Source organism: Thermosulfuriphilus ammonigenes, from assembly GCF_011207455.1.
GTDB lineage: Bacteria > Desulfobacterota > Thermodesulfobacteria > Thermodesulfobacteriales > ST65 > Thermosulfuriphilus > Thermosulfuriphilus ammonigenes.
Window position 1 is genome coordinate 32145 of the sequence record NZ_CP048877.1, and the last position, 22796, is coordinate 54940.

General features: G+C 45.5%; 24 protein-coding genes. All 24 read left to right on the forward strand.

Features of this window, described 5'->3' with window-relative positions; genetic code table 11:
• Position 1 precedes the first annotated feature (1 nt).
• The 24 genes from G4V39_RS00140 (at position 2) to G4V39_RS00255 (ending at position 22789) form a co-directional block, all read left to right on the forward strand.
• On the forward strand, positions 2 to 1054 hold the full coding sequence (locus G4V39_RS00140) for a GNAT family N-acetyltransferase (RefSeq protein WP_166030995.1): 1053 nt from the start codon (positions 2 to 4) through the stop codon (positions 1052 to 1054).
• The gene (locus G4V39_RS00145; RefSeq protein WP_166030996.1) at positions 1036 to 1695 is read left to right on the forward strand and encodes an acetyltransferase; all 660 of its coding nucleotides are present in this window, start codon (positions 1036 to 1038) and stop codon (positions 1693 to 1695) included. Before G4V39_RS00140 ends, G4V39_RS00145 begins: the two co-directional genes overlap by 19 nt.
• A gap of 10 nt (positions 1696 to 1705) precedes the next feature.
• Positions 1706 to 2341, forward strand: a complete 636-nt coding sequence (locus G4V39_RS00150) for a class I SAM-dependent methyltransferase (RefSeq protein ID WP_166030997.1) — start codon at positions 1706 to 1708, stop codon at positions 2339 to 2341.
• Positions 2342 to 2349: 8 nt separating this feature from the next.
• Positions 2350 to 3273, forward strand: a complete 924-nt coding sequence (locus G4V39_RS00155) for a glycoside hydrolase family protein (RefSeq protein WP_166030998.1) — start codon at positions 2350 to 2352, stop codon at positions 3271 to 3273.
• Complete coding sequence (locus G4V39_RS00160; protein WP_166030999.1) at positions 3270 to 4682, forward strand: glycosyltransferase; 1413 nt, start codon at positions 3270 to 3272, stop codon at positions 4680 to 4682. The genes G4V39_RS00155 and G4V39_RS00160 overlap by 4 nt, the downstream gene beginning before the upstream one ends.
• Before the next feature lie 144 nt (positions 4683 to 4826).
• Positions 4827 to 6170 carry an electron transport complex subunit RsxC gene (rsxC, locus tag G4V39_RS00165; protein WP_210412118.1) on the forward strand — a complete coding sequence of 448 codons (1344 nt, stop codon included), beginning with the start codon at positions 4827 to 4829 and terminating at the stop codon, positions 6168 to 6170.
• 4 nt (positions 6171 to 6174) lie between these two features.
• Positions 6175 to 7170 carry an RnfABCDGE type electron transport complex subunit D gene (locus tag G4V39_RS00170; protein WP_166031000.1) on the forward strand — a complete coding sequence of 332 codons (996 nt, stop codon included), beginning with the start codon at positions 6175 to 6177 and terminating at the stop codon, positions 7168 to 7170.
• On the forward strand, positions 7170 to 8066 hold the full coding sequence (locus G4V39_RS00175; RefSeq protein ID WP_166031001.1) for an RnfABCDGE type electron transport complex subunit G: 897 nt from the start codon (positions 7170 to 7172) through the stop codon (positions 8064 to 8066). Before G4V39_RS00170 ends, G4V39_RS00175 begins: the two co-directional genes overlap by 1 nt.
• Positions 8067 to 8075: 9 nt before the next feature.
• Positions 8076 to 8693, forward strand: a complete 618-nt coding sequence (rsxE, locus tag G4V39_RS00180; protein ID WP_166031002.1) for an electron transport complex subunit RsxE — start codon at positions 8076 to 8078, stop codon at positions 8691 to 8693.
• On the forward strand, positions 8690 to 9640 hold the full coding sequence (locus G4V39_RS11195; RefSeq protein WP_210412120.1) for an electron transport complex protein RnfA: 951 nt from the start codon (positions 8690 to 8692) through the stop codon (positions 9638 to 9640). The genes rsxE and G4V39_RS11195 overlap by 4 nt, the downstream gene beginning before the upstream one ends.
• Positions 9641 to 9650: 10 nt before the next feature.
• A complete protein-coding gene (locus G4V39_RS00190) occupies positions 9651 to 10223 on the forward strand; it encodes a nitroreductase family protein (protein ID WP_166031003.1) in 573 nt (190 codons plus the stop codon).
• 7 nt (positions 10224 to 10230) lie between these two features.
• Positions 10231 to 11076 (forward strand): RnfABCDGE type electron transport complex subunit B, encoded by an 846-nt coding sequence (rnfB, locus tag G4V39_RS00195; protein WP_166031004.1) that lies wholly within the window; start codon positions 10231 to 10233, stop codon positions 11074 to 11076.
• 10 nt (positions 11077 to 11086) lie between these two features.
• Positions 11087 to 12055, forward strand: a complete 969-nt coding sequence (locus G4V39_RS00200) for an FAD:protein FMN transferase (RefSeq protein WP_166031005.1) — start codon at positions 11087 to 11089, stop codon at positions 12053 to 12055.
• A gap of 435 nt (positions 12056 to 12490) precedes the next feature.
• A complete protein-coding gene (locus G4V39_RS00205) occupies positions 12491 to 12856 on the forward strand; it encodes an NADH-quinone oxidoreductase subunit A (protein WP_166031006.1) in 366 nt (121 codons plus the stop codon).
• A 2-nt stretch (positions 12857 to 12858) separates the two neighbouring features.
• Positions 12859 to 13353 (forward strand): NADH-quinone oxidoreductase subunit B, encoded by a 495-nt coding sequence (locus tag G4V39_RS00210; RefSeq protein ID WP_166031007.1) that lies wholly within the window; start codon positions 12859 to 12861, stop codon positions 13351 to 13353.
• Between the two features lie 4 nt (positions 13354 to 13357).
• Positions 13358 to 13843, forward strand: coding sequence for an NADH-quinone oxidoreductase subunit C (locus G4V39_RS00215; protein WP_166031008.1), 486 nt, complete (start codon positions 13358 to 13360; stop codon positions 13841 to 13843).
• A gap of 12 nt (positions 13844 to 13855) precedes the next feature.
• Complete coding sequence (locus G4V39_RS00220; RefSeq protein ID WP_166031009.1) at positions 13856 to 14995, forward strand: NADH-quinone oxidoreductase subunit D; 1140 nt, start codon at positions 13856 to 13858, stop codon at positions 14993 to 14995.
• Positions 14992 to 16035 (forward strand): NADH-quinone oxidoreductase subunit NuoH, encoded by a 1044-nt coding sequence (gene nuoH, locus G4V39_RS00225; protein ID WP_166031010.1) that lies wholly within the window; start codon positions 14992 to 14994, stop codon positions 16033 to 16035. The genes G4V39_RS00220 and nuoH overlap by 4 nt, the downstream gene beginning before the upstream one ends.
• 13 nt (positions 16036 to 16048) lie before the next feature.
• A complete protein-coding gene (locus G4V39_RS00230) occupies positions 16049 to 16816 on the forward strand; it encodes a NuoI/complex I 23 kDa subunit family protein (protein ID WP_166031011.1) in 768 nt (255 codons plus the stop codon).
• Positions 16817 to 16824: 8 nt separating this feature from the next.
• A complete protein-coding gene (locus G4V39_RS00235; RefSeq protein WP_166031012.1) occupies positions 16825 to 17316 on the forward strand; it encodes an NADH-quinone oxidoreductase subunit J family protein in 492 nt (163 codons plus the stop codon).
• Between the two features lie 10 nt (positions 17317 to 17326).
• The gene (gene nuoK, locus G4V39_RS00240; RefSeq protein WP_166031013.1) at positions 17327 to 17638 is read left to right on the forward strand and encodes an NADH-quinone oxidoreductase subunit NuoK; all 312 of its coding nucleotides are present in this window, start codon (positions 17327 to 17329) and stop codon (positions 17636 to 17638) included.
• Positions 17639 to 17648: 10 nt separating this feature from the next.
• Entirely contained in the window at positions 17649 to 19649 is a 2001-nt protein-coding gene (gene nuoL, locus G4V39_RS00245; RefSeq protein WP_166031014.1) for an NADH-quinone oxidoreductase subunit L, read from the forward strand.
• A gap of 15 nt (positions 19650 to 19664) precedes the next feature.
• Entirely contained in the window at positions 19665 to 21248 is a 1584-nt protein-coding gene (locus tag G4V39_RS00250; RefSeq protein WP_166031015.1) for an NADH-quinone oxidoreductase subunit M, read from the forward strand.
• The gene (locus G4V39_RS00255; RefSeq protein WP_166031016.1) at positions 21245 to 22789 is read left to right on the forward strand and encodes an NADH-quinone oxidoreductase subunit N; all 1545 of its coding nucleotides are present in this window, start codon (positions 21245 to 21247) and stop codon (positions 22787 to 22789) included. The genes G4V39_RS00250 and G4V39_RS00255 overlap by 4 nt, the downstream gene beginning before the upstream one ends.
• The last annotated feature ends 7 nt before the right edge of the window (positions 22790 to 22796 follow it).

Consider the following 22796-nt stretch of genomic DNA (forward strand, 5'->3'; position numbering starts at 1 on the left):
AATGAAAGTTGTTATTCTTGACTCTAATTTAGAAGATAAGTACCAAGACTTTCTGGAGAAAAATTCTTATAGTCTTTTTTATTATTCCTTAAAATTTAAATCTTTTTTAGAATCTCTTCTTTCCTGCCAATCCCACTATTTTGTTTGTCTGAAATTTAATTCTGTGGTAGGTATTTTCCCTTTGATGGGAAAATTTGGTAGATATGGTTATGTTTATAATTCACTACCTTTTTATGGTAGTTATGGTGGTCCTTTGGCTTTTGATAGACAAGTTTATTCAATATTGATTTCTGAATATAATCATTTTTTATCGCTTCATCAAAAACTGGCCTCTTCTGTCGTTGTTTTAAATCCCTTTCTTGATGATGAATCTATTTTTTCTAATATTGTTGCTTCGCTTTATGATCAACGCGTTATACAATATACTTTTCTTTCTTTTGACTCTTCTGATCCTTCTTCCTCTTTAATGTCGACTATTTCTCCATCTGCAAGGAGAAATATTAAAAAAGCTATTAAGTCAGGTATTAAAGTGTTTGTGGATAATTCTTGTATTCCCTTTTTGAAAAAAACTCATTATGAAAATATGGCCTCTATTGGTGGTCGTCCCAAACCTGAATCTTTTTTTGATCTTTTTCCTCGATTTTTTACCGAAGATAAGGATTATAATTTATACGTTGCTTTTCTCGATGGCATTCCTGTGGCTGCTCTTTTGCTTTTTTATTATAAAGATGTTGTTGAATATTATATTCCCGTTATAGTAAATAGTTTTAGATCTTTACAACCACTTTCTTTGATAATTTATCAGGCTATGCTTGATTCTTTTAAAAGGGGTTTTAGACTGTGGAATTGGGGAGGTACCTGGCTTTCTCAGTCAGGTGTTTATAAATTTAAAAAAAAGTGGGCCTCGCGGGAGAATATTTATTCTTATTTTATTTATGTGTCTAATAATGATTTATATGGCTCTAGTTCTTCTGAATTATGTTCAGAATATGGTAATTTTTATGTTTTACCATTTGACTTGTTAAGGAGAAATAAATGTCAAGGAAGGTTATAATTTTTGGTACTGGCACCTTTGCAGAAGTTGTTCTTTTTTATTTAAAGCAAGATACGCGCTACGATGTTGTCGCTTTTACAGCTACAGATAACTATGTTAACTCTGATTCTATTTTTGGTTTCCCTCTGGTGCCTTTTGAGGGTATAGAGTCTTTTTTTCCCCCTCATGATCATGAAATGTTTATTGCCATAGGTTATAGTAATCTTAACAAGATTCGTGAAAAATTTTATTATTTGGCCAAGGAAAAAGGATATAAATTATTAACATATATAAGTCCGATGTCTGTTGTTTTGACAGAAAAGATAGGAGATAATTGTTTTATTTTTGAAAATAATACTATTCAACCTTATGTATCTATTGGGAATAATGTTATTATTTGGAGTGGCAATCACATAGGTCATCATTCCATAATTGAGGATCATTGTTTTATTTCTTCTCATGTTGTTATTTCTGGTCTTTGTCATATAAAGAAATATACTTTTCTTGGTGTTAATGCTACTATTCGAGATTCAGTGGTTGTTGAAGAAGAGAACATCATTGGAGCTGGGTCACTAATAATGAAAAATACTAAACCTCGACAGGTTTATTTTGCTAAAAGAGCAGAGCTTTTCCCAAAAGATAGTAGTAAGGTTAGGCTTTAAGGTATGACAAATGTTTAAGGATTTTGATTTAGATAAAATAGATTTAAAAAAAATAGAAGAACTTTACAGTAAGTGTTTGAAAAAATATGGCTTTCAACCCCAGAGTGTTGGTTGGAATGACGAGAAAAGTCATTTTTTAAGATTTGAAAAATTGGTTCAGGTTATTGAGGATCCTTTAGTAGCTATTACTATTAATGACCTTGGTTGTGGTTACGGAGCTTTATTTTCTTTTCTTGTTGCTCGTCAATTTAATGTTTCTCTTTATCGTGGTTATGATATTAGTCAAGATATGCTCAATGCTGCTCAATCTTTTATTTCTGATAAGAGAGCTTTTTTTATTCAAAGTAATGTTTTGCTCCATCCGGCTGATTATTCTTTTGCTTCTGGTATTTTTAATGTCAAATTTGATATTGATGTTCAAGTATGGGAAAAATATATCATTTACATATTAAATAATTTAAATCAATTTTCTCTTAAAGGATTTGCTTTTAATCTTCTCACCACTTATGTTGATTTTAAAAGAGATCATCTTTATTATGGTGATCCTTTGTTTTATTTTGATTTTTGTAAGCGTTATTTTTCGAAAAAAGTTTCTCTTCTTCATGATTATGATCTTTTTGAATGGACTATACTTGTTAAAAAATAAACTTAGCGATGTTTGTTTGGAAAAAAATCGGTCTTATATTTAAGCCTAATTCTGAATTTTATTGGATGAAATCCCACGCTCAACTTCCAACTGTTGATCATCTTGATGCTAGTATTTATAGGGTTTATTTTGCTTCTAGAGATGAGTATAATATATCTCGCATAGGTTATTTTGATATTGATATTAGGTTTCCTGACATTATTTTAGATTGTTCTGTATCTCCTGTTCTGTCTCCCGGTCCTCCAGGTTGTTTTGATGAACATGGTGTTTATCCTTCATCTATAATTACTATCAATGGTATTAAATATTTATATTATATTGGCTGGAATAAGGGCTCAGAATATCCTCTGTTTTACTCTTCTATAGGTCTAGCTATTAGTGAAGATGGTGGGAAGAACTTTTATCGTTTCTCCTCGGCTCCTATTATGGCTAGAAGTCAATATGATCCCTGTCTTGTTACTTCCCCTTTTGTTTTTTATGCAAATGGTATTTGGAAAATGTTTTATGTTTCTGGAATAAAATGGGAGAAATACAATAATCGTTTGATCTCTTTTTATCATATTAAGTATGCTTATTCTTACAATGCTATTAATTGGTTGCCAACTGGTCATGTTCTTTTAAATTTTAAAGATGATTCTGAAACAAATATTGCTAGATGTTCTCTTTTGAAGATAGAAAATCAGTATCATTGTTGGTATTCTTATGCTTCTTTGGATTTTTCTTATAGCATAGGTTATGCTTTAAGTTCTGATGGTTTTTTGTTTATTAGAAAAGATAATTTGTCTTTTTCTCCTGAAACTTTTACTTTTGATGATCAAATGATGTGTTATCCTTATGTTATTCGTCATAAGGACACTTTATATATGTTTTATAATGGTAACCAATATGGTCATGATGGTATTGCTCTTGCTATTTTGGAGGGAATGTCGTGATTAAGGTTATACATTTGCCTATTATTATTGCTGGAACTTCTCCTATTTTATCTAAATATTTAAAAAAAATGGGCGTTTATTCTAAAGTTATTTCTTTTTATAAAACTTTTTTGGGATATTATGGTGATATAAACTTAGATCTTGATTCTCTATCTCCTAGAGAAAGATCTAATAAAATTAGAAATTTTATGTCTCATTTTTTAAAGCATGATCTTCCTAAATATGATATTATTCATATTCATTTTTTAAATTCCCTCTCTACTGGTGATTCTTTTGGTGGGTGGAATCTTTCTGATCAGCTTTTTTATGATTTAAAGATAGCAAAAGATTTAGGAAAAAAGATAGTTTGTAGTGCTTATGGTTCTGATGTTCAAAATATTTCTAAAATAGTATATTATCAGCTAAAGTTTCAATATCCTCATATTGATCTTCCTTATCCTCCTCTTAATAATTTTTCTCAAATCAAAAAGATTTCTGCTCTTATGTCTTATGTAGATGTTTTTGTTACTGGTACTACACTGATTAATCATCTTCCTTATGGTTATTATATAACTATGCCTTTTGATGTTGAATTTTATGATTCTTATGCCTCCAGTGTTGATTCTGGTCGTTTTACCATTCTTCATGCTCCTTCAAATTCTTTTGTTAAAGGTACTAGATTTTTGGATCAGGCCATTGAAAAATTGCGTTTAAAATACAATAACTTTGATTATATTCTTGTTAAGAATATGCCACATGATAAGGCTATTTCTTATTATCCTGGTTTTGGTGTAGCAGTTGATCAAATTAATTATGATTTCGGTTTGGTAGCTTTAGAATATATGTATTATGGACGTCCTGTTATTTGTTGTTTTCGTAAAGAAGAATTTCAACCTTTTGATGCTAAATATAATGCCCCTATTGTTTCAGTTTTTAACCAAGAAGAGCTTTTAGAAGTCTTAGAAAAGAGTATAAGAGGTGAAATTCTCTACAATAAAGAGGACTTAAAATCCTACGTTCTCGAGAATTTTGCTGCTTCACTGATTGCTTCTAAATATAAAGAATTATATGAAATTCTTATAGATGGAGGGAAAATTCCTCAATTTGTTAATCCTAATTGGTTTGCTCAATACCAACGCTTTCTTAATAAGGAACCAATTGATAAAGATAACTATTATTCAAAAGTAACAGACTTTTTGCTCTCCCAGAAGGAGCTTTCTCTTTTGTTGGTTGAAATTCAAAATGGTTTCAATCTGGCCTCTAATGTCGAGCTTTTGGCCAAACTTATTCTGGCCAAAGAGCTCCTTGGAGATCATAAATCTGCTAGTGCTTTGCGGAACCAAAATGCCTCTTTAGTCGCCTCGGAGGCCTTTCGCAGTCATTACGAAAGGGCCAAAGAGATTTATCAGAAAGAAGTTCCTGACCCATAAAGAACGTTTTTTGAGAAGAAAGGAAAACCAAAAAGATTTATTTTACAACAATTTCATTTTTATCTAATTTCTGACTCTTATCGTTCTTGACTTTTGAAGGGTGCCGATTCATAAAGGCAAGAGCTTAAGGAGAGAAACCAGTTTATGGTTCAGGCCATCAAAAAGTACACCTTTGATAAAGGTGGAATCCATCCTCCTGACCATAAGGAGTTAACCCGAAATCTTCCGGTAGAGACTATGCCCCTTCCTGATGAACTTTGGGTCTCCATGGCGCAGCATTTTGGGGCCCCAGCTACTCCCTTGGTTAAACGAAAGGACAGAGTAGGAGAGGGAGATCTTATTGGTGCCGTGGAGAAGGGGTTAGGGGCCAACGTTCATTCCCCGGCCAGCGGTGAGGTTGTGGCCATTGCCTCGGTGCCCCATCCTATTTTAGGAAAGGTACCGGCGGTGGTCATCAAGGTTGATCATTCGGCTCCTCCCAAGGATTATGAAGCCCGGCCCTGGGATGGACTTTCCCCCCAGGAGCTCCTTGGGCGAATTAAAGAGGCGGGTATTGTGGGTATGGGTGGGGCCGGTTTTCCTACCCATATCAAACTTAATCCTCCTCCTCAGGCCAAGGTTGATACCTTGATCATCAATGGGGCCGAGTGTGAGAGTTACCTTACCGCCGATCATCGTCTAATGGTCGAACACCCCGAAGAAGTGGTTGAGGGAGTGGCCATCATTATGAAGATTCTTGGGGTGGCCAGGGCCTACATTGGGGTGGAGCTTAATAAGCCCGAGGCCATTGAAGCCCTTGAACAGGCCGTTAAGAAATCCGCTCGCCAGATCACTGTTGCCCCCCTTGAGGTGAAATATCCCCAGGGTTCAGAAAAGCAGCTCATCCAAGCCATTACCGGAAGACGGGTTCCGGGGGGAGGCCTTCCAGCAGATGTAGGATGTGTGGTTCAGAATGTAGGCACCACTTGGGCCATTTATCAGGCGGTGGTCTTGGGAAAGAATCTTTACGAACGTATTCTCACTGTCTCGGGAAGGGGAGTTAAAAGGCCGGCCAACCTTCTCTGTCGCGTAGGGGTAAGAGTGGCTGATATCGTTGATTATCTGGGAGGGCTTTCAGAAGAAACAGTTAAATTTATCCTTGGTGGTCCCATGATGGGGTTTGCCATGGCTGATCTCTCCGCCCCGGTGACTAAGACCACCTCGGGAGTCACCTTTCTCAGTCGAAAGGAGGCCGACCTTTCAAATTATGGCCCCTGTATTCGCTGTGGTCGGTGTCTGGCGGTCTGTCCTATGGGGCTTTCTCCTAACGAGATCTCTATTTATATGGAGAAGGGACGCTTTGAGGATACGCCTCGCTTTGGTCTCTTGGATTGTTTTGAGTGTGGTTGTTGTGCCTTTATCTGCCCTTCCAAAAGGCCCCTGGTGCAGTTCATCAGGACAGCCAAAATGAAACTCCGTCAGAAGGCCATGGCTACCAAGAAAGGGTAAGGGGATGGAAAAACCCATCTTTTACGTCTCCATATCCCCCCACATTCGGGATGTTGACACCGTGCCCCGAATAATGTGGACGGTTTTTATTGTCCTCTTACCCCAGCTATTTTTGGCTACCTGGGTCTTTGGACCTCGAGTACTTCTGGTGGCTTTAGTAAGCATTCTTTCCTGTGTGGTTGTAGAGGCTATTAGTCAGCGTCTTTTGGGGCGGCCGGTGACCATAAAAGACGGTAGTGCTGCTCTGACGGGGCTCCTCTTGGCCTACGTGCTTCCGCCGGGAGTGCCTATTAGCCTTCCCCTTTGGGGGTCTGTGATGGCCATCTTCGTGGCCAAACAACTCATGGGAGGGCTGGGCTACAATATTTTTAATCCGGCCCTGGTAGCCCGGGCCTTCTTGGCAGCTGGCTTTCCTGTGGCCATGACTACTACTTGGCTTGAACCGTTTGCCTGGCGGAATCAGGCTGACGCTATCTCCTCGGCCACCCCTCTTTATCTCCTCAAACATTATGGGCCAGAGGCCCTCAGTGGGCGCTTTGGGGGCTATGAGAACCTGCTCAAAAACTTCTTCTTCGGCCTTCAGTCCGGCTCCATTGGCGAGACCTCAGCGGCCCTTCTTCTTGCTGGAGGGGTCTTTCTTATATATCGCCGGATTATTACCTGGCATATTCCAGTAGCCACCCTGGCCACGGTAGCTCTACTTTCCTGGATTTTTGGGGGAGAGGGCCTTTTTAAGGGGGATCCTTTGGTGCACCTCCTTTCGGGAGGCATTATTCTGGGGGCCTTTTTTATGGCTACCGATTACGTAACTTCGCCCTCACTTCCCCTTTCCCGAATTATCTTTGGAGTTGGGGTGGGGGCCCTTACGGTGCTTATCCGTCTGCGCGGAGGATATCCAGAGGGGGTCTGCTATGCCATTTTGTTGATGAATTGCTTTGTCCCGGCCCTTGATGAGTGGATCCGGCCCAAACGCTTTGCCCCTCCTAAGGTGAGGACCTGATGCGGGAGTTTTTAAAGATTACCCTTAATCTTTTTGTCATTTCCTTGGTGGCAGCAGCCATTTTGGGATTTGTCTTTCTTAAAACCGAAGCCGCACGTAAGGCCAACGAAAAGGCCCGGAAGGAGGAGGCCATGGTCCGCCTCCTTGGCCTCTCTGCTGGGGATAAGGCCAAGGTTCACTTTGTAAATATCTATCGCTACCTGATTGAGACTTCCGGGAAGACCCTGATAGGCTACCTTTTTGAGACCAGAAAGGGCCCGGCTTTTGTCGTGCTTACCCCCGAAGGAAACCTGAGGATGCTGGAGTATCTGGATATTTCAGCCAAGGATCTGGAAGATGAGACTTCCCGGGAAGAGGCTATCAAGAAAAAACTCGGGGCGGGGGAGCGCCTTACCTTTACTGACAACTATATCGTGGCCACTCTAAATGGCCAACGACTGGGATATTTTATTCTGGGACGAACCCAGGGCTTTAAGACCTGGATCAAAATGATGATTGCTCTCTCTCCAGATTACACCCTAAAGGGTCTAGAGATTCTGGAGCAAGAGGAGGATCCCGGGCTGGGGGGAGAAATCGAGAAAGAATATTTTAAAAATCAGTTTATTGGCAAAACCTTGCGGCGTCTGATGACCTTAAAGGTGATAAAAAGACCCCTGCCAGAGGAGTATCGCCGGTGTCTTGAGCGTAGTCGCTGGCCAAAGTTGGGGCTCTCGCCTGAGGAGGCTCAAAGGCTCTGTCAGCAATACGTTAACGACGACATCTATGCCATCACGGGGGCCACCATTTCCAGCACCCGGGTCACCGAGGGGGTCAAAAGGCTTGTTAAGGCCTTTGTCCATCGGATGGAGCTTATTGACCATCTGATAAAACAAAAGGGTCTTGAGGTTCCCTTTTAGGGAGGAGGCATGAACGACAAAGCCCCGGGTATTGGTCGTCTGCTGTTTAACGGCCTTTTTAAAGAGAATCCGGTCTTTCGTTTGGCCCTTTCCATGTGTCCGGCGGTGGGGGTAACGACCACGGTGCGCAATGGTTTCCTCCTTGGTTTGGCGGTGCTTTTTGTCCAGGTGGCCTCTAATGTCACGGTGGCCCTCCTCCGGCGCTTTATCCACCCTCGGATTCGCATTCCGGCCTTTATCATTATCATCGCCACCTGGGTGAGTGTTATCGATATGATCTTGGCCGCCTATGTGCCTACTTTCTATAAAGAGGTGGCCCTGTACGTGAAACTGATTGTCGTCTTTGCCATCATCATCTCTCGTCTGGAGGTTTTTGCCAGCCGTTATCCGGTATGGCCTTCTCTATGGGACGGCGTGGGAATGGGGTTGGGGTTTATGTTTGGGCTTATGCTTACCGGTTTTGTTCGGGAGCTTTTTGGGGCGGGGACAGTCTGGGGCTATGAGGTCCTGCCTGGCCGGGTTCTCTTCTTCCTGGCCCTGCCGCCGGCGGGCTTCTTCACCATAGGTTTTCTAATGGCCCTGTTTAACTGGGTGGAGAAACAATATCTCCGCTGGAGGTCACGATGAGGGCCCTGGGAAAGTTAGTCTTTTTGCTTCTTTTGGTTCTTATGTTTCGGGGAGAGAGCTCCTGTTGGGCAGCCCAATTTATTAAAAAAGGCAGCTTTAAGGGAGAAAAAGCTCTCTCCCTTACCCTGGCCGGGCCGATAGACAAAGGCTGGGAGCCAAAAGGGCGGGTTATCGTCTATGAACATTCAAGCCCCGATATCCCTCTTGATATTCAAAAGGTCGAGATCTCCCCTGATCGAAGACATCTTCTCCTTCTTCTCAAGGAGCCCATCTCTACAGCTGAGGCCTATGTGGTCAGGCTTAAAGATTTGTCTTCAAAAGGAATCAAAATCGAAGAGGCCCATTACGTTGTCCGGAAATCCTATCTGAGTATCATTATGGGGATCTTTCTGGCGGCCAGCCTGGTGCAGAATTTTGTCTTTACCCGCTATCTGGGGCTCTGCATCTTCTTTGGTACCTCTCGTCGCAAGGAGACAGCCGTCGGTATGGGAATCTCTTTCACTATAGTGATGGTTCTTTCGGCCATTATGGCCTGGGCCATCTATAACTTTGTTCTAAAACCATTTCATCTTTATTTTCTCCAGGTTCTGGTCTTTGTGGGAATCATTGCCATCTTTGTCCAACTGCTGGATACCATCCTCCGCAAAGTAAATCCTTATCTTTTCAAAAAGCTGGGCGTCTATCTCGTTCTTATCACCACCAACTGTATTATTCTGGCTGTACCCCTCATCTTAGCGGATAATGCCTATGATCTTCTGGAAAGCCTCGCTCTGGCCCTTGGGGCCGGTTTGGGCTTTGCCCTGGCACTATTTCTCATGGCCACGGTAAGAGAAAGGCTGGAGCTGGCCAATGTCCCGGAGGTCTTCCAGGGGTTGCCCATTGCCTTTATTACTGCCGGCCTTTTTGCCTTGGCCTTTTTAGGTTTCTCGGGGCTTAACCTCTTTTAAGGAGGATCAGGTGCTAAAGGATCTCATCCGAGCCTGCCGGAGCTACCGTCGTTTTCTTCAGGAGCCTATTTCTCGGGAGGTCCTTCTAGAACTCATAGATGGAGCCAGGCTTTCGGCCTCGGCGGCCAACCTCCAGCCCCTTCGCTATGTGGTGGTTCTGGATCCTGGGGTTAGGGAGCAGGTTTTCTCCTGCCTGCGTTGGGCGGCCTATCTCCAAGACTGGCCTGGACCAGCGGAAGGGGAGAGGCCTACGGCCTATGTAATAGTTCTCGGCGACTGTCGAATATCAAAGGACTTTAAGATTGACGCCGGCATCGCTATTCAAAATCTGCTTCTTCTGGCGGTAGAAAGGGGGCTTGGGGGGTGTATCATTGGTTCTATAGACCGTCACACCTTAAGAGAGATTCTAGGGATTGAGGGTCACTATGAGATCATCGTCACGGTGGCCTTGGGCCGACCGGCAGAAAGGGTGGTCATCGAGGAGCTCGGTCCTGCTCAAGACATCAGATACTGGCGAGATGAGGCCGGTGTCCATCATGTGCCCAAACGTCGTTTAGAAGATCTTATCATCAAGGTCATTTGAGGGGACTATGGAGCTTAAGGAGTTAGTAGTCATAGGCCTGATAACCTTTGGGACCATTGGCCTTATTTCAGGTATGGCCTTGGCCTTTGCGGCCATTAAGTATGCTGTGGAAATAAATCCTAAAATCGAGGCCGTTAAAGACATCTTGGCCGGAGCCAACTGTGGTGGTTGTGGTTACCCTGGCTGTGAGGCCTATGCTGAGGCGGTGGTTACAGATCCTAATGTCCCTCCAGATCTCTGTCGGCCCGGGGGCCCAGAGGTGGCAAGAAGGGTGGCCGAACTTACTGGAAAGACCTTAGGGGCCGTAGAGCCCACGATCTCCTTTCGTCGTTGTCAACGTAATGAGGGAGGGGTTAAAGAGCGGTTTCGTTATCTGGGAGTGGAAACCTGTGCCGCCGCTAATCTGGCCCTATCCGGGCCTTATGCCTGTCTTTATGCCTGCTTAGGGCTTGGTGATTGTGTTCAGGCCTGTCCCTTCTCGGCCCTCACCTTGAGGGAAGGGCTTCCGGAGGTAGATCCTCAACGTTGTACAGGCTGTGGTCTTTGTGTTCGTACCTGCCCCAAGGGCATTCTGGAGCTCCTGCCCCGGGGAGCCCGGGTGATGGTTCACTGTGCCAGTGCCGACCGGGGCAAAGAAGTGATGGCCGTCTGTCAAGTGGGCTGTATCTCTTGTGGTCTTTGTGTCAAGAAATGTCCGGCCTCGGCTATAGCCCTGGAGGGAGGCCGTATCAAGATAGATCATCAGCGGTGTCTGGATCATGGCCCTCAGTGTGGTGAAGTCTGTGTTGAGGCCTGCCCTCGTAAGATTTTAAGGCGCCAGCCGACTTTTGAGGCTGTATCTCAAGTAGCCTAAGGAGGTAATAATGAAACGTCGGACCTTAATCAAAGGTCTTCTTGCTGGGGGTCTTTGGGGGGTCGCTTATCAGGCCGTGGAGGCTATAGAAGGAGAATTTTCTTGGGGTAAAGGGGAGCATCTCGTCTCCCGGAGCCGTACGGCTATGGGAACCCTGGTCTCTGTCACGGTGATTGATCATTCTCGAGATTTAGCCGAGGAGGCCATTTTACAGGCCTTTGAAACCATGGATTCTTTGGTGGCCACGCTCAGTCGTCATCAAAAAAAATCCCCCATTTTTACCCTTAATACCACCGGCTATCTTAGAAACCCTCCCCAACCTGTGGTCGAAGTCTTAAGTTTGGCTAGCCATCACTGGAAGATAACCAGGGGAGCCTTTGATATTAGCGTAAAGCCTCTCCTTGATCTTTACCAAAATCGCTTTTCCCAAGGACAAAGACCCGATGTGAAGGAAATAAAAGAGGCTTTAGAGACTGTGGGCTTCGAGAAGGTTGCCTTCTCATCAAGGGGCATCTTTTTTAAACGTCAGGGCATGGGTATTACCCTGGATGGTCTGGCCAAGGGCTATATAGTGGATGCCATGGTAGATGAACTCAGAAAAATGGGGGTTAATCACGGACTGGTAAATGCCGGTGGGGATCTTAGAGCCTTTGGAGGGCGAGGCCCAAATCGTCCTTGGAGAATTGCCGTCAGGGATCCGAAACAAAAGAGCGGGATCCTCAAACGTTTTGAGCTTTTTGACGGTGCCTGTGCCACTTCTGGCGATTATGAAATATATTTTGATCGAGAGCGTCTCTTCTACCATATTGTTGATCCTCAAAGCGGCCTGTCCCCTAAAGGGTTGTCTTCGGCCACGGTGTTGGCCCGGTCGGCGGCCCAGGCAGATGCCCTCTCCACAGCCCTTATGGTTCTAGGGCCATCGGGGCGGGGTATGTTGAGTAGCCTAGGCTTTAGGGCCTACATAGTACCTAAGGTTTAATTTGAACCTTATGTCTTCTGTTAGCCCTTGAAGGAGCTCCCTTAACCTTAAAAGAAAGGCCAGTTTTTAGCCTCTTTAGGGACAAACTTTGTGAAACTTGTAATTTTTAAAAATTTTTAACCCTAAAACTAAAGACAATCTCAAAATTCCCTGCTAACTGCTATTGACTTTCCCCACCCACTCATGGTGAATTCTTCCCCGGCAGATGAGGAGAAACGCCCCGGTTTTGAATGAATATTCAATCATAAGCCTAGTTAGAAGAAGTTAGTTAGTAAGATAAGAAAGTTTTTCCTAATTTTTAGCGATTTTTCTCTATAAGACGGATTTATTTTATCAAACTTTAATTTATCTTTTATTCTTGACATTAGTTGGCAATTTAAGTAGAAGAGACTGAGCCTTGTTGCCGGTTGAATTGTTCGAGGTGCAGGGGGTTTGATGGGAGGTTTTGAATACATTGCTGCCTACCTGGCTATTGCCGCTGTAGTGGCAGCGGCAATGATCTTTTTCTCCTATCTTTTGGGGCCCAAGCGGTGGGATGCCGACAAGCTTGACACCTATGAATGTGGTGTCCCTCTTCTTGATCCTTCTCGCAAAAGGTATGACGTTAAGTACTACCTGGTAGCTGTTCTTTTCCTCATCTTTGATCTGGAGACGGTCCTTATTTATCCCTTGGCTTCCAAGTTTAGGGTCTATGCCCAATACGGCTGGGCCATTTTTATAGAGGTCTTCATCTTCGTCTTTATCCTTCTGGTGGGTCTTATCTATGCGCTGAAGAAGGGCGCTGTGGAGTGGGAGCGTTAATCATGGGTGTTGAAGGGTATACCGGAGAAGGCTGGTTTTTAACTCAACTCAACAAACTGGTTAACTGGGGGCGTAAAAATTCTCTCTGGCCCCTTCCTTTTGGAACAGCCTGCTGTGGTATAGAGCTTATGGCCACTTTGGCTTCCTCCTATGATATGGCTCGCTTTGGAGCTGAGCGGGTATCTTTTGCCCCCCGCCAGGCTGATCTTCTCATAGTGGCCGGGACCATTACCAAAAAGATGGCTCCGGTGTTGCGCAAGATTTATCTCCAAATGGCCGAACCCAAGTGGGTGATTGCCATGGGAGCCTGTGCCTGTAGTGGGGGTGTCTTCCGTACCTACGCTACTTTGCAGGGGATTGATCTCATTATTCCTGTGGATGTCTATATTCCTGGTTGTCCGCCAAGGCCTGAGGCCCTCCTTCAGGCCCTAATTATGATCCAGAAAAAAATCGAAAAGGAACGGCCTCTGTCACGGGTGGCCCAGGCTGGAGGTTAGGCAGATGGAGCTTCAGGCCCGCTTAAAGAGCCGTTTCGCGGATGATATCCTGGAGTTTATCGAGTTTCGGGGAGATCTGACCATAGAGATTCCCCGTGAGAAGCAGTTTTCGATTCTTAAGGCCCTTCGAGAGGAGGATGATTTCTCCTTTGATATGCTTATTGATGTCATCGGGCTTGATAACTACCCCCCGCCAGAAGGAAAGCCTCGCTTTGAAGTTATCTATCTTCTTTTGGCTACCAAGACTAATGAGAGATTGAGGGTCAAGGTTCGAGTGCCTGAAGACGATCCCCGACTTCAGTCGGTGACTTCTATCTGGAAGGCCGCTGATTGGCCGGAGAGGGAGACCTATGACATGTTCGGCATTGTTTTTGAGGGCCATCATAATCTAAAGCGTCTCCTTATGTGGGATGAATTTCCGGCGCATCCCCTGCGGAAAGACTACGCTCTCGAGGGTCAGGGAGAAGAAAGGGTTCTTAAGTATCGCTAAAGAAAGGGAGCCATGGCTATCAGGGAAAAGATCGTCGAGTTTTCGCCAGAACATATCGTCAAAATTAATATTGGTCCCTCCCATCCGGCCATGCATGGGACTCTCCGGGTGATCACTAAGATCGACGGAGAGTTAATCATCGATGCCCAGCCCGAGATAGGCTACCTTCATCGAGGTTTAGAGAAGCTCTGCGAGAACCTCAATTACCACCAGATAATTCCCCTGACAGATCGTCTTAACTATGTCTCGGCCATATGTAACAACGTGGCCTATCAAATGACAGTAGAGAAACTTCTTGATATTGAGGTCCCTGAAAGGGCCCAGTGGTTACGGGTCATCTTTATGGAGCTGGCCCGTATCGCGGATCACATTGTCTGTTTGGGCATTCTGGGGGTAGATATCGGGGCCTTTACCCCCTTTCTCTATGTCTTTATCGAGAGAGAAAAGATCTACGACATCTTTGAGGCCTACAACGGAGCCCGCCTAACAAACACCTTTGGTCGTATCGGTGGCCTGGATCAAGAGCCTCCAGAGAATCTTGAGGAGATGATTCGAGATCTTTTTAAGACCCTTCCCCGGGCCATCGACGAGATGGATAAGCTCCTTACCCGCAATCGTATTTGGATGGACCGTACCATCGGTGTCTCGGCCTTTACCCCTGAGCAGGCCATAGAATGGGGGTTTACCGGGCCTTGCCTTCGGGCCTGCGGTGTAAGAAGGGATCTCCGGAAGGACGAACCATATCTTACCTATCCGGCCCTAGAATTTGAGGTCCCGGTGGGCAGTCACGGAGATATCTATGATCGCTACATTGTCCGTCTGGAGGAGATGCGGCAGTCCATTCGGATCATCGACCAGTGTCTCAGGATGATGCCCAAGGAGGGCCCCATCAAGGCGGCTACCCCTATCAAGCCAGCGGCCAAGGCCAAGCTTCCCGCAGGGGATGTCTATTTTGCCCTCGAGTCTCCTAACGGGGAGTTAGGTTTTTTTATCCGGAGCGATGGTACAGAGCGTCCGGCCCGCCTCCATGTGCGGGCTCCATGTTACATGATATACCAGGCCTTTCCTGAGCTTACCCGTGGGGGGATGGTGGCTGATCTCATTGCCGTCCTCTCCAGCCTTAACGTGATTGCCGGAGAGCTGGACCGATGAATATCGAGATTCTCATTGCGGCCATAAAGATGGTTTTCATCTTTGCCTGGACTCTGACTATTGCTGCCCTTATGACCTGGGTGGAAAGGAGGGGATCGGGGCTTATCCAGAATCGTCTGGGGCCCAACCGGGTGGGGCCCTTTGGTCTGTTTCAGCCTTTGGCCGACGCCATAAAGTTCTTTTTTAAAGAAGATCTCATTCCCCTGGCCGCCGATAAGATACTCTTTCTGGCGGCCCCTTTTATTTTTGGGCTCACAGCCTTTGCTGCTTACGCAGTCATTCCCTTTGGAGACAAAATTGTCATCAACGGGCGAGAGATTTTTCTCCAGGTGGCCGATGTTAACATTGGCTTTCTCTATGTTTTGGGTCTTTCCTCTCTGGCGGTATATGGCCTGGTGATTGGTGGTTGGGCCTCAAACAACAAATACTCCACTCTTGGGGCTCTGCGTTCTACAGCTCAGATGGTTTCTTATGAAGTTCCCATTGGTCTTTCTCTTCTGGCAGCGGTGATGGTGTATTCCACCTTCTCCTTGAGAGAGATTGCCGAGGCCCAGACAGGAACCATTTTGGGCTTCCTGCCCAAATGGGGGATCTTCCTTCAACCCTTGGGTTTCCTGGTTTATTTGGTGGCAGCCTTTGCCGAGGCTAACCGTCTTCCCTTTGATCTTCCGGAGACCGAGAGCGAGATCGTTGCTGGTTATCATACCGAATATGGCTCTATGAAGCTGGGGCTTTATCTCTTTGGCGAGTACGTCAATATGTACGTGCTCTCGGCCATGATCACTACGGTTTATTTAGGCTCCTGGCATTTGCCTTGGATTGATCTTTCCCAATATTTACCTCCTCTCCTTTACGGAATTGTCTCCTTTTTGATCTTTTTTGCCAAGGTGGCCTTCTTTCTCTGGCTTTTTGTCTGGATTCGTTGGACCCTTCCTCGTTTCCGGTGGGACCAAGTTATGGGGCTTGGTTGGAAGGCTTTGATCCCCCTGGCCCTCTTTAACATCTTGATCACCGCCTTGGTGATCCAACTGACCAGCTAGGAGGCGTAGATTCATGGCCTGGGAGTATCAAGACAACAGTATTATCAAGGTCAATGATGTCCCCCGGAAATATAGATTTGCAGAGAAGGTCTATCTTATCGAGATACTTAAGGGGATGCTGATTACCATCTCCCACTTCTGGGAGAATTTCCGGGCGGCTTTAAGAGGGCGAGGACGCCCTCGTTATTTTACCACCAAAGAAGGAAACCCCAGTTATCCCTGGACATGGCAATATCCTGAGGAGAAGCGTTTTGTCCATCCCCGTTGGCGGGGCCTTCATATTTTTAAGAAAGATAACAAAGGTCTTGAGGCTTGTATTGCCTGTGGAATGTGCGAGAAGGTCTGTCCGGCCAAAGCCATTAAGATTAAGGCCGGCAAAAGCGGTGAGGAACAGGGGAAAAGATATTCTGGTCCTCGCTATGCTGTCAGTTACGAAATTGATCTCCTTCGCTGTATCTTCTGCGGTTTTTGTGAAGAGGTCTGTCCTAAAAAGGCCATTGAACTCAACCAGGAATATGAATTGGCCGCTTATCGCCGTGAAGAGACCATTTATACCAAAGAGAGGCTTTTAGCCAATTTTGAACGGGCCCAGGCTCGAGGCACGGTTAAGGTTATCCCCAAAGCTCCTCCGCCTAAGAAACCTGCAGCCAAGGCCGGGGCTAAGGCCGGGGTTAAACCGACTGCCAAAGCGGGAGCCAAGTCTTCTGAGGCCTCGGCGGCCAAGGAGGTTAAGGCCAAAGCCTCACAGACCTCTAAAGAAGCTAAAGAAGAGAAGGAATAGGGAAGGTTATGGACTGGACATTTCTTATTTTTGCTAATCTGGCTATTGTGGCTGCCTTTTTGATGGTGGTAGCCAAAGATCCCATCTTTGCGGCTTTAGCTCTATTAGTGGTTCTCATCAGTCTGGCGGTTCAGTATATCCATCTTCATGCCCCGCTTATCGCCATATTTCAGATAACAATTTATGCTGGAGCTATTTTAGTCCTTATTTCTTACGTCATAATGCTGCTTTCGCCTTCGGATACTTACAAAACACCCATCAAAAATCGTTTTTTCCGGGGGCTGGGCGGGGTTCTGGGGTTTGTCTCTATCGCTATTTTGGGGCTTACGGCTAAAGGGGCTTCAGATGTTATCGTCCACATTAGGGATCATGAATTCGGTTCTCCCGAGCAGATAGGCCAGATGCTTTTCAGTCGCTATATACTCCACTTCGAGGTGGTTTCCGTACTCCTTTTGGTGGCTCTTATTGGAGCCATTTATCTGGCTAAAAAACGACTTTAGCGAGGAGAAGATGGAATATACTGCCAGTCTTCATGATTACATCGTTCTTTCTTGTATTCTTTTTGGCATCGGATGTGTAGGTTTCCTTACCCGAAGAAATGCCCTTTTCCTCTTTATGTTTCTAGAGCTGATGCTTAATGATACCAACCTTCTCTTTGTGGCCTTTTCACACTTCAGGGGAGAGATGGACGGCCAGGTGGTAGTCTTCTTCATTTACGCTTTGGCCGCTGCTGAGGTGGCTGTAGGGCTAGCCATCATGATCTCCCTCTTCCGGCATCTTAAAGACGTTGATCTTGACAAAATCCGTCTCATGAAATGGTGAGGGCTCTGATATGGAGAAATACATATTCTTGATACCCATCTTTCCTCTTTTAGGATTTTTAATCAATGGCGTCTCCGGTCTTATCGCCGGTCGCTGTGGACGAGAGGTCTCTAAATCATTCACTTCCTTCTTCGGGGTAGTTTCTGTCCTTTTTTCTTTCCTTACAGCTTCTCTAGTTTTCTGGGAACTTCTTTCCCGCCCTGTCCACGAGCGTTTTCTCCACCAGACCCTTTTTTCTTGGATGGCGGTAAACGGTTTCTCGGTGAGTTTCTCTTTTCAGGTGGATCAACTATCCGGTTTGATGATGATGATCGTCACCGGGGTGGGGTTTCTCATCCATGTCTATTCTATAGGATACATGCACCATGATCGGGCGTATTGGCGTTATTTTGCCTATCTTAACATGTTTGTCTTTTTCATGCTCACCTTGGTTTTGGCTGACAACTATCTCCTTATGTTCGTCGGTTGGGAAGGGGTGGGCTTGGCTTCTTATCTTCTTATTGGCTTCTGGTACGAGGGTAAAGAAAACGCAGATGCGGGCAAAAAGGCCTTTGTTGTTAACCGGGTAGGGGATTTTGGCTTTGCCCTGGGAATGTTCTTGATGTTTGTCACCTTTGGTAGCCTCACCTATCAGGAGGTCTTTGACAAGGCCTTTCATATGTACGAGGCCGGCCACTTGTCCTTGAACGCCCCGATTCTGGTGGCTATCTGTCTGTTGCTTTTCGTGGGGGCTACAGGGAAGAGCGCCCAGATCCCTCTCTATGTGTGGTTACCTGATGCTATGGCTGGTCCGACACCGGTTTCGGCCTTAATTCACGCAGCCACTATGGTTACCGCCGGAGTATATATGGTTGCTCGGACCAATGTTCTTTATTCTTTGGCCCCCACGGCCCTGATGGTTGTAGCCTTTATTGCTATGTTGACAGCGGTCTTTGCCGCTACCATTGGCGTCCTCCAGAACGACATTAAGCGGGTTTTGGCCTACTCTACGGTTAGCCAGCTAGGTTATATGTTTATCGGAGTAGGGGTGACTGCCTACTGGGCCGGGATGTTTCACCTTATGACTCACGCCTTTTTCAAGGCCTGCCTATTTCTTTGTTCTGGGGCTGTAATTCACGCCCTGCACGAAATCCAGGATATGCGCCTGATGGGTGGTCTCAGGAAATATATGCCTGTGACCCATATTACTATGTTCATAGCGACCTTAGCCATTGCTGGTATTCCACCTTTCGCCGGTTTTTTTAGCAAAGATGAAATCCTCTGGAAGGCATTTAATTTTCCTTATAACCCTTCTTTAGGGCGTATTATCTGGGCCTTTGGCACTTTAGGGGCCGGTATCACCGCTTTTTATATGTTTCGCTTGATTTTTATGACTTTCTATGGCAAGGAGCGGATTCCTGAGGATGTAAAACCTCATGTCCATGAGGCCCCACCGTCTATGCGATATGTTCTCATTATTTTGGCCTTTCTTTCCATTGTAGGCGGCTGGATTGGTATCTCTCCCTTAATTGGTCATAAGATCGGGGTTCCTAATTATCTCGAACACTTTCTTGAGCCGGTTTTTGAACGCTCTATAGAGATTGTTCAGAATGAGGTTGGTTTTCCGGCCACTCTTCAGGACCATCATTTAGAGTCTATCCTTATGAAGACCTCGGTCTTGGTGGCCCTCGGCGGGGCTTTTCTGGCTTGGTTAATTTACATAGCCTTTCCGGCTATTGCTGATTCAGCCCGTCAAAGTCTGCCTATTCTCTATAAGGTTGTTTATAATAAATACTATGTAGATGAAATATATGAGTTTATTTTCGTTAGAGGTGGTCTGTGGTTAGGTAATTTCTTTTGGAAAATCTGTGACGCTCTTATTATAGATGGCTTGGGTGTTAATGGCACAGCTTATGTTATTCGGTGGTCTTCTGATAAAGTTAAACATGTTCAAAATGGTTATGTTCAAACTTATGGGGCAATCATGATTTTGGGTCTTATTGTGCTTTTAACTTACTATATGTTCTACTAATCTGGGGTGAGGCAGATGGAGTTCCCGATACTTAGTCTAGTAACCTATTTACCTTTAGTAGGTATTTTGCCGATTTTGTTTATCTCTCAACGTACTGAATCTGGTAAAAATTTTATTCGTATAATCAGTTTGTTAACTACCCTGATAGTCTTTTTGGTCTCTCTTAAGCTTTACCTTGCCTTTAATGCCCAGGTAACGGGTTTTCAATTTGTTGAACGTCATGACTGGATAAAGGCTCTGGGAATACGTTATCTGATGGGACTTGATGGTATAAGTCTGTGGTTAGTTCTACTTACCACCTTTATTATGCCCATCACTATTCTTTCTACCTGGTCTGCCATTGATAAGCATGTTAAGGAATTTCAAATCTCCATGCTTCTTTTAGAGACGGCCATGGTGGGCACCTTTTTAGCCCTGGATCTTTTTCTTTTTTATATCTTTTGGGAGCTAATGCTCATTCCCATGTATCTTATTATTGGTGTCTGGGGTGGAGAGCGCCGAATATATGCTGCCGTCAAGTTTTTTCTCTACACCATGTTTGGCTCCCTCCTTATGTTGGTCTGTATTATCGGTTTGGTGTATCTCCATTGGCAACAGACTGGAGAGATAACCTTCACCCTGACAGATCTTTATGGGACAAACATCCCTCGGAATCTAGAGATCCTCTTTTTTGCCGCCTTTGCCTTGGCTTTTGCCATTAAAGTGCCCATGTTCCCCTTTCATACGTGGCTTCCCGATGCCCACGTGGAAGCCCCTACGGCTGGTTCGGTTATTCTGGCCGGTATTCTCCTGAAGATGGGAACCTATGGTTTTATTCGTTTTGCGATGCCCCTTTTCCCCGAAGGCTCAGCGGCCTTAGCGCCCCTGATCATGATTCTGGCTGTTATCGGGGTCATATATGGGGCCCTAGTAGCTATGGTGCAGCCGGATATAAAGAAATTGGTGGCCTATTCTTCGGTCTCTCATCTGGGTTTTGTCATGTTAGGGATGTACGCTCTTACTCCCGAGGGAGTAGAAGGGGCCCTTCTTCAGATGATTAATCATGGTGTCTCTACTGGGGCCTTGTTCTTGTTGGTAGGTATTATCTACGAGCGCCGACATACCCGACTTATTTCCGAATATGGAGGCATTGCCAGGGTGATGCCCCTTTATGCCACCATTTTTCTCATTGTAGCCCTTTCTTCTATTGGTTTGCCTCTTACCAATGGGTTTGTAGGGGAGTTTCTCATTCTTTTGGGCACTTTTAAGGTCTCTAAGGTTCACGCCATCTTGGCCGCTACCGGGGTGATCCTCTCGGCAGTCTATATGCTCTGGATGTATCAGCGGGTCTTTTACCAGAAAGTTACCAATCCTAAAAACGAAGGCCTTCGAGATCTTAATCTCCGTGAGTTTGTTTATCTGGCTCCATTGGTGGTTATGATCTTTTGGATCGGTATTTATCCCAACTTTTTCCTCTCCAAGGTTCATACCTCGGTCAACTCCTTTATTAAGATGGTCAAATTAGAACCGGCCTGCCGGGTGCCGAGGAGTCATCTGGTCCGCCTGGAGACCACTGAGACGACCAATCTTTTAGAGAGGGCAGTGGAGAAGGAGCTATGAAAGCGATTCTTCCTGATTTCGATCTGCAGACTTTTATCTGGGTAATGGGACCACAGCTTATTGTCCTGGCCACCGGCCTACTGGTCATCATTATAGATCTCTTCATTAAAGAGTTTCGGAATCTTTCTCTTAAGGCCAATATCCTCGGGATTATCTCTATGATCGGCCTTATTTATGCGGCGGGCTTTGCGGCTACCGTGAGCTGGTCAGCCCCCAGGCACGTCTTTATGAATGTCTTCTCTATGGAGCCATACACGGCCCTGTTTTGTCTTATCCTTCTTCTGGCGGGGGTCATCGCCACTCTTTTGGGCATCGGCTACACCCAGAACAATAGCCAAGTGAAGGGGGAGTTTTTTGCCCTGCTGCTTTTTGCCGTCTATGGCAGTCTAGCTATGGTCCAGGCGGTGGATCTCCTGATGATGTTCATCGCCCTTGAGACCATGTCTTTAGCAGTTTATGTCCTGGCCGGCTATCTTAAGGGCTATGCTCGAAGTCAGGAGGCGGCCTTTAAATACTTTCTTCTCGGATGTTTTGGTTCCTCTTTTATCCTCTTTGGTATGGCCTTTTTGTACGGTCTTACCGGCTCCCTTAACCTGGCTCACATTGCCGCCAAGCTGGCCGAAGGGCACTATCAGAATATCATGGCCATGGCAGGTTTAGCCCTTATCTGTGCTGGCTTTTTCTTCAAGTCGGCTCTGGTCCCCTTTCATATGTGGACTCCGGATGTCTATGAGGGAAGTCCGTCGGTGGTTACCGGTTATATGGCTACTGCTGTAAAGGCGGCGGCTTTTGCCACCTTTATCAAGATCCTGACCATCTGTTTCACCCCTCTTCTTTCCCAAACCGGAGAGGGAATGTTTATTGATACCGGTGCCCTGGCGGTCTTTGTTCCTTATTGGAAGAATACCCTGGTGGTGGTTTCCTTTTTGACCATGTTGCTGGGTAATCTTTTGGGGGTTATCCAGCGCAACGTCAAACGAATGTTGGCCTACTCCTCCATTGCCCACGCTGGTTATATTGCCCTTGGGGTTCTTGCAGGTGACGACCTGGGGCGGACTGCTGTAATCTTCTATCTTGCCGTCTATACCCTCATGAACTTAGGGGCCTTTGGAATAGTTTATCTTTTTGACCAATATGAAGGACAGGCCCAAGAGCTTCCTGACTATGCTGGGCTGGCCTATAAGTACCCGGTCCTTTCGGCCTTGATGGCAATCTTTATGTTCGCGATGGCCGGGGTGCCTCCTATGGCCGGTTTTGCCGGTAAATTTTATCTCTTCGCAGCGGCAATCAAATCAGGCTACCTCCTTCTGGCAGCCATGGGTATTCTTACCAGTGCCATTGGGGCCTACTATTATCTGCGGGTAATTGTCTATCTTTACATGAAGGAGCCGGAGCGAGAGGTAAAAAGGGGACCGGTGGCCATTGCCCCGGCTTTGGCTATTGCCGCTACGGCGATAGGGATAATCTACCTAGGGATCCGGCCAGACACCCTGTATGCGGTAGCCGAAGTCGCCCAGAAGAGCATCCTCTATATTTTTTAAGTTCCTT

Coding starts and splice junctions, on each gene's coding strand:
- G4V39_RS00210 (WP_166031007.1), top strand. CDS start 12,859: ATGGGTGTTGAAGGGTATACCGGAGAAGGCTGGTTTTTAACTCAACTC.
- G4V39_RS11195 (WP_210412120.1), top strand. CDS start 8,690: ATGAGGGCCCTGGGAAAGTTAGTCTTTTTGCTTCTTTTGGTTCTTATG.
- G4V39_RS00235 (WP_166031012.1), top strand. CDS start 16,825: ATGGACTGGACATTTCTTATTTTTGCTAATCTGGCTATTGTGGCTGCC.
- G4V39_RS00200 (WP_166031005.1), top strand. CDS start 11,087: ATGAAACGTCGGACCTTAATCAAAGGTCTTCTTGCTGGGGGTCTTTGG.
- G4V39_RS00170 (WP_166031000.1), top strand. CDS start 6,175: ATGGAAAAACCCATCTTTTACGTCTCCATATCCCCCCACATTCGGGAT.
- nuoL (WP_166031014.1), top strand. CDS start 17,649: ATGGAGAAATACATATTCTTGATACCCATCTTTCCTCTTTTAGGATTT.
- G4V39_RS00250 (WP_166031015.1), top strand. CDS start 19,665: ATGGAGTTCCCGATACTTAGTCTAGTAACCTATTTACCTTTAGTAGGT.
- G4V39_RS00215 (WP_166031008.1), top strand. CDS start 13,358: ATGGAGCTTCAGGCCCGCTTAAAGAGCCGTTTCGCGGATGATATCCTG.
- nuoK (WP_166031013.1), top strand. CDS start 17,327: ATGGAATATACTGCCAGTCTTCATGATTACATCGTTCTTTCTTGTATT.
- nuoH (WP_166031010.1), top strand. CDS start 14,992: ATGAATATCGAGATTCTCATTGCGGCCATAAAGATGGTTTTCATCTTT.
- G4V39_RS00140 (WP_166030995.1), top strand. CDS start 2: ATGAAAGTTGTTATTCTTGACTCTAATTTAGAAGATAAGTACCAAGAC.
- G4V39_RS00230 (WP_166031011.1), top strand. CDS start 16,049: ATGGCCTGGGAGTATCAAGACAACAGTATTATCAAGGTCAATGATGTC.
- rsxE (WP_166031002.1), top strand. CDS start 8,076: ATGAACGACAAAGCCCCGGGTATTGGTCGTCTGCTGTTTAACGGCCTT.
- G4V39_RS00175 (WP_166031001.1), top strand. CDS start 7,170: ATGCGGGAGTTTTTAAAGATTACCCTTAATCTTTTTGTCATTTCCTTG.
- G4V39_RS00255 (WP_166031016.1), top strand. CDS start 21,245: ATGAAAGCGATTCTTCCTGATTTCGATCTGCAGACTTTTATCTGGGTA.
- G4V39_RS00145 (WP_166030996.1), top strand. CDS start 1,036: ATGTCAAGGAAGGTTATAATTTTTGGTACTGGCACCTTTGCAGAAGTT.
- rnfB (WP_166031004.1), top strand. CDS start 10,231: ATGGAGCTTAAGGAGTTAGTAGTCATAGGCCTGATAACCTTTGGGACC.
- rsxC (WP_210412118.1), top strand. CDS start 4,827: ATGGTTCAGGCCATCAAAAAGTACACCTTTGATAAAGGTGGAATCCAT.
- G4V39_RS00220 (WP_166031009.1), top strand. CDS start 13,856: ATGGCTATCAGGGAAAAGATCGTCGAGTTTTCGCCAGAACATATCGTC.
- G4V39_RS00155 (WP_166030998.1), top strand. CDS start 2,350: ATGTTTGTTTGGAAAAAAATCGGTCTTATATTTAAGCCTAATTCTGAA.
- G4V39_RS00205 (WP_166031006.1), top strand. CDS start 12,491: ATGGGAGGTTTTGAATACATTGCTGCCTACCTGGCTATTGCCGCTGTA.
- G4V39_RS00150 (WP_166030997.1), top strand. CDS start 1,706: ATGTTTAAGGATTTTGATTTAGATAAAATAGATTTAAAAAAAATAGAA.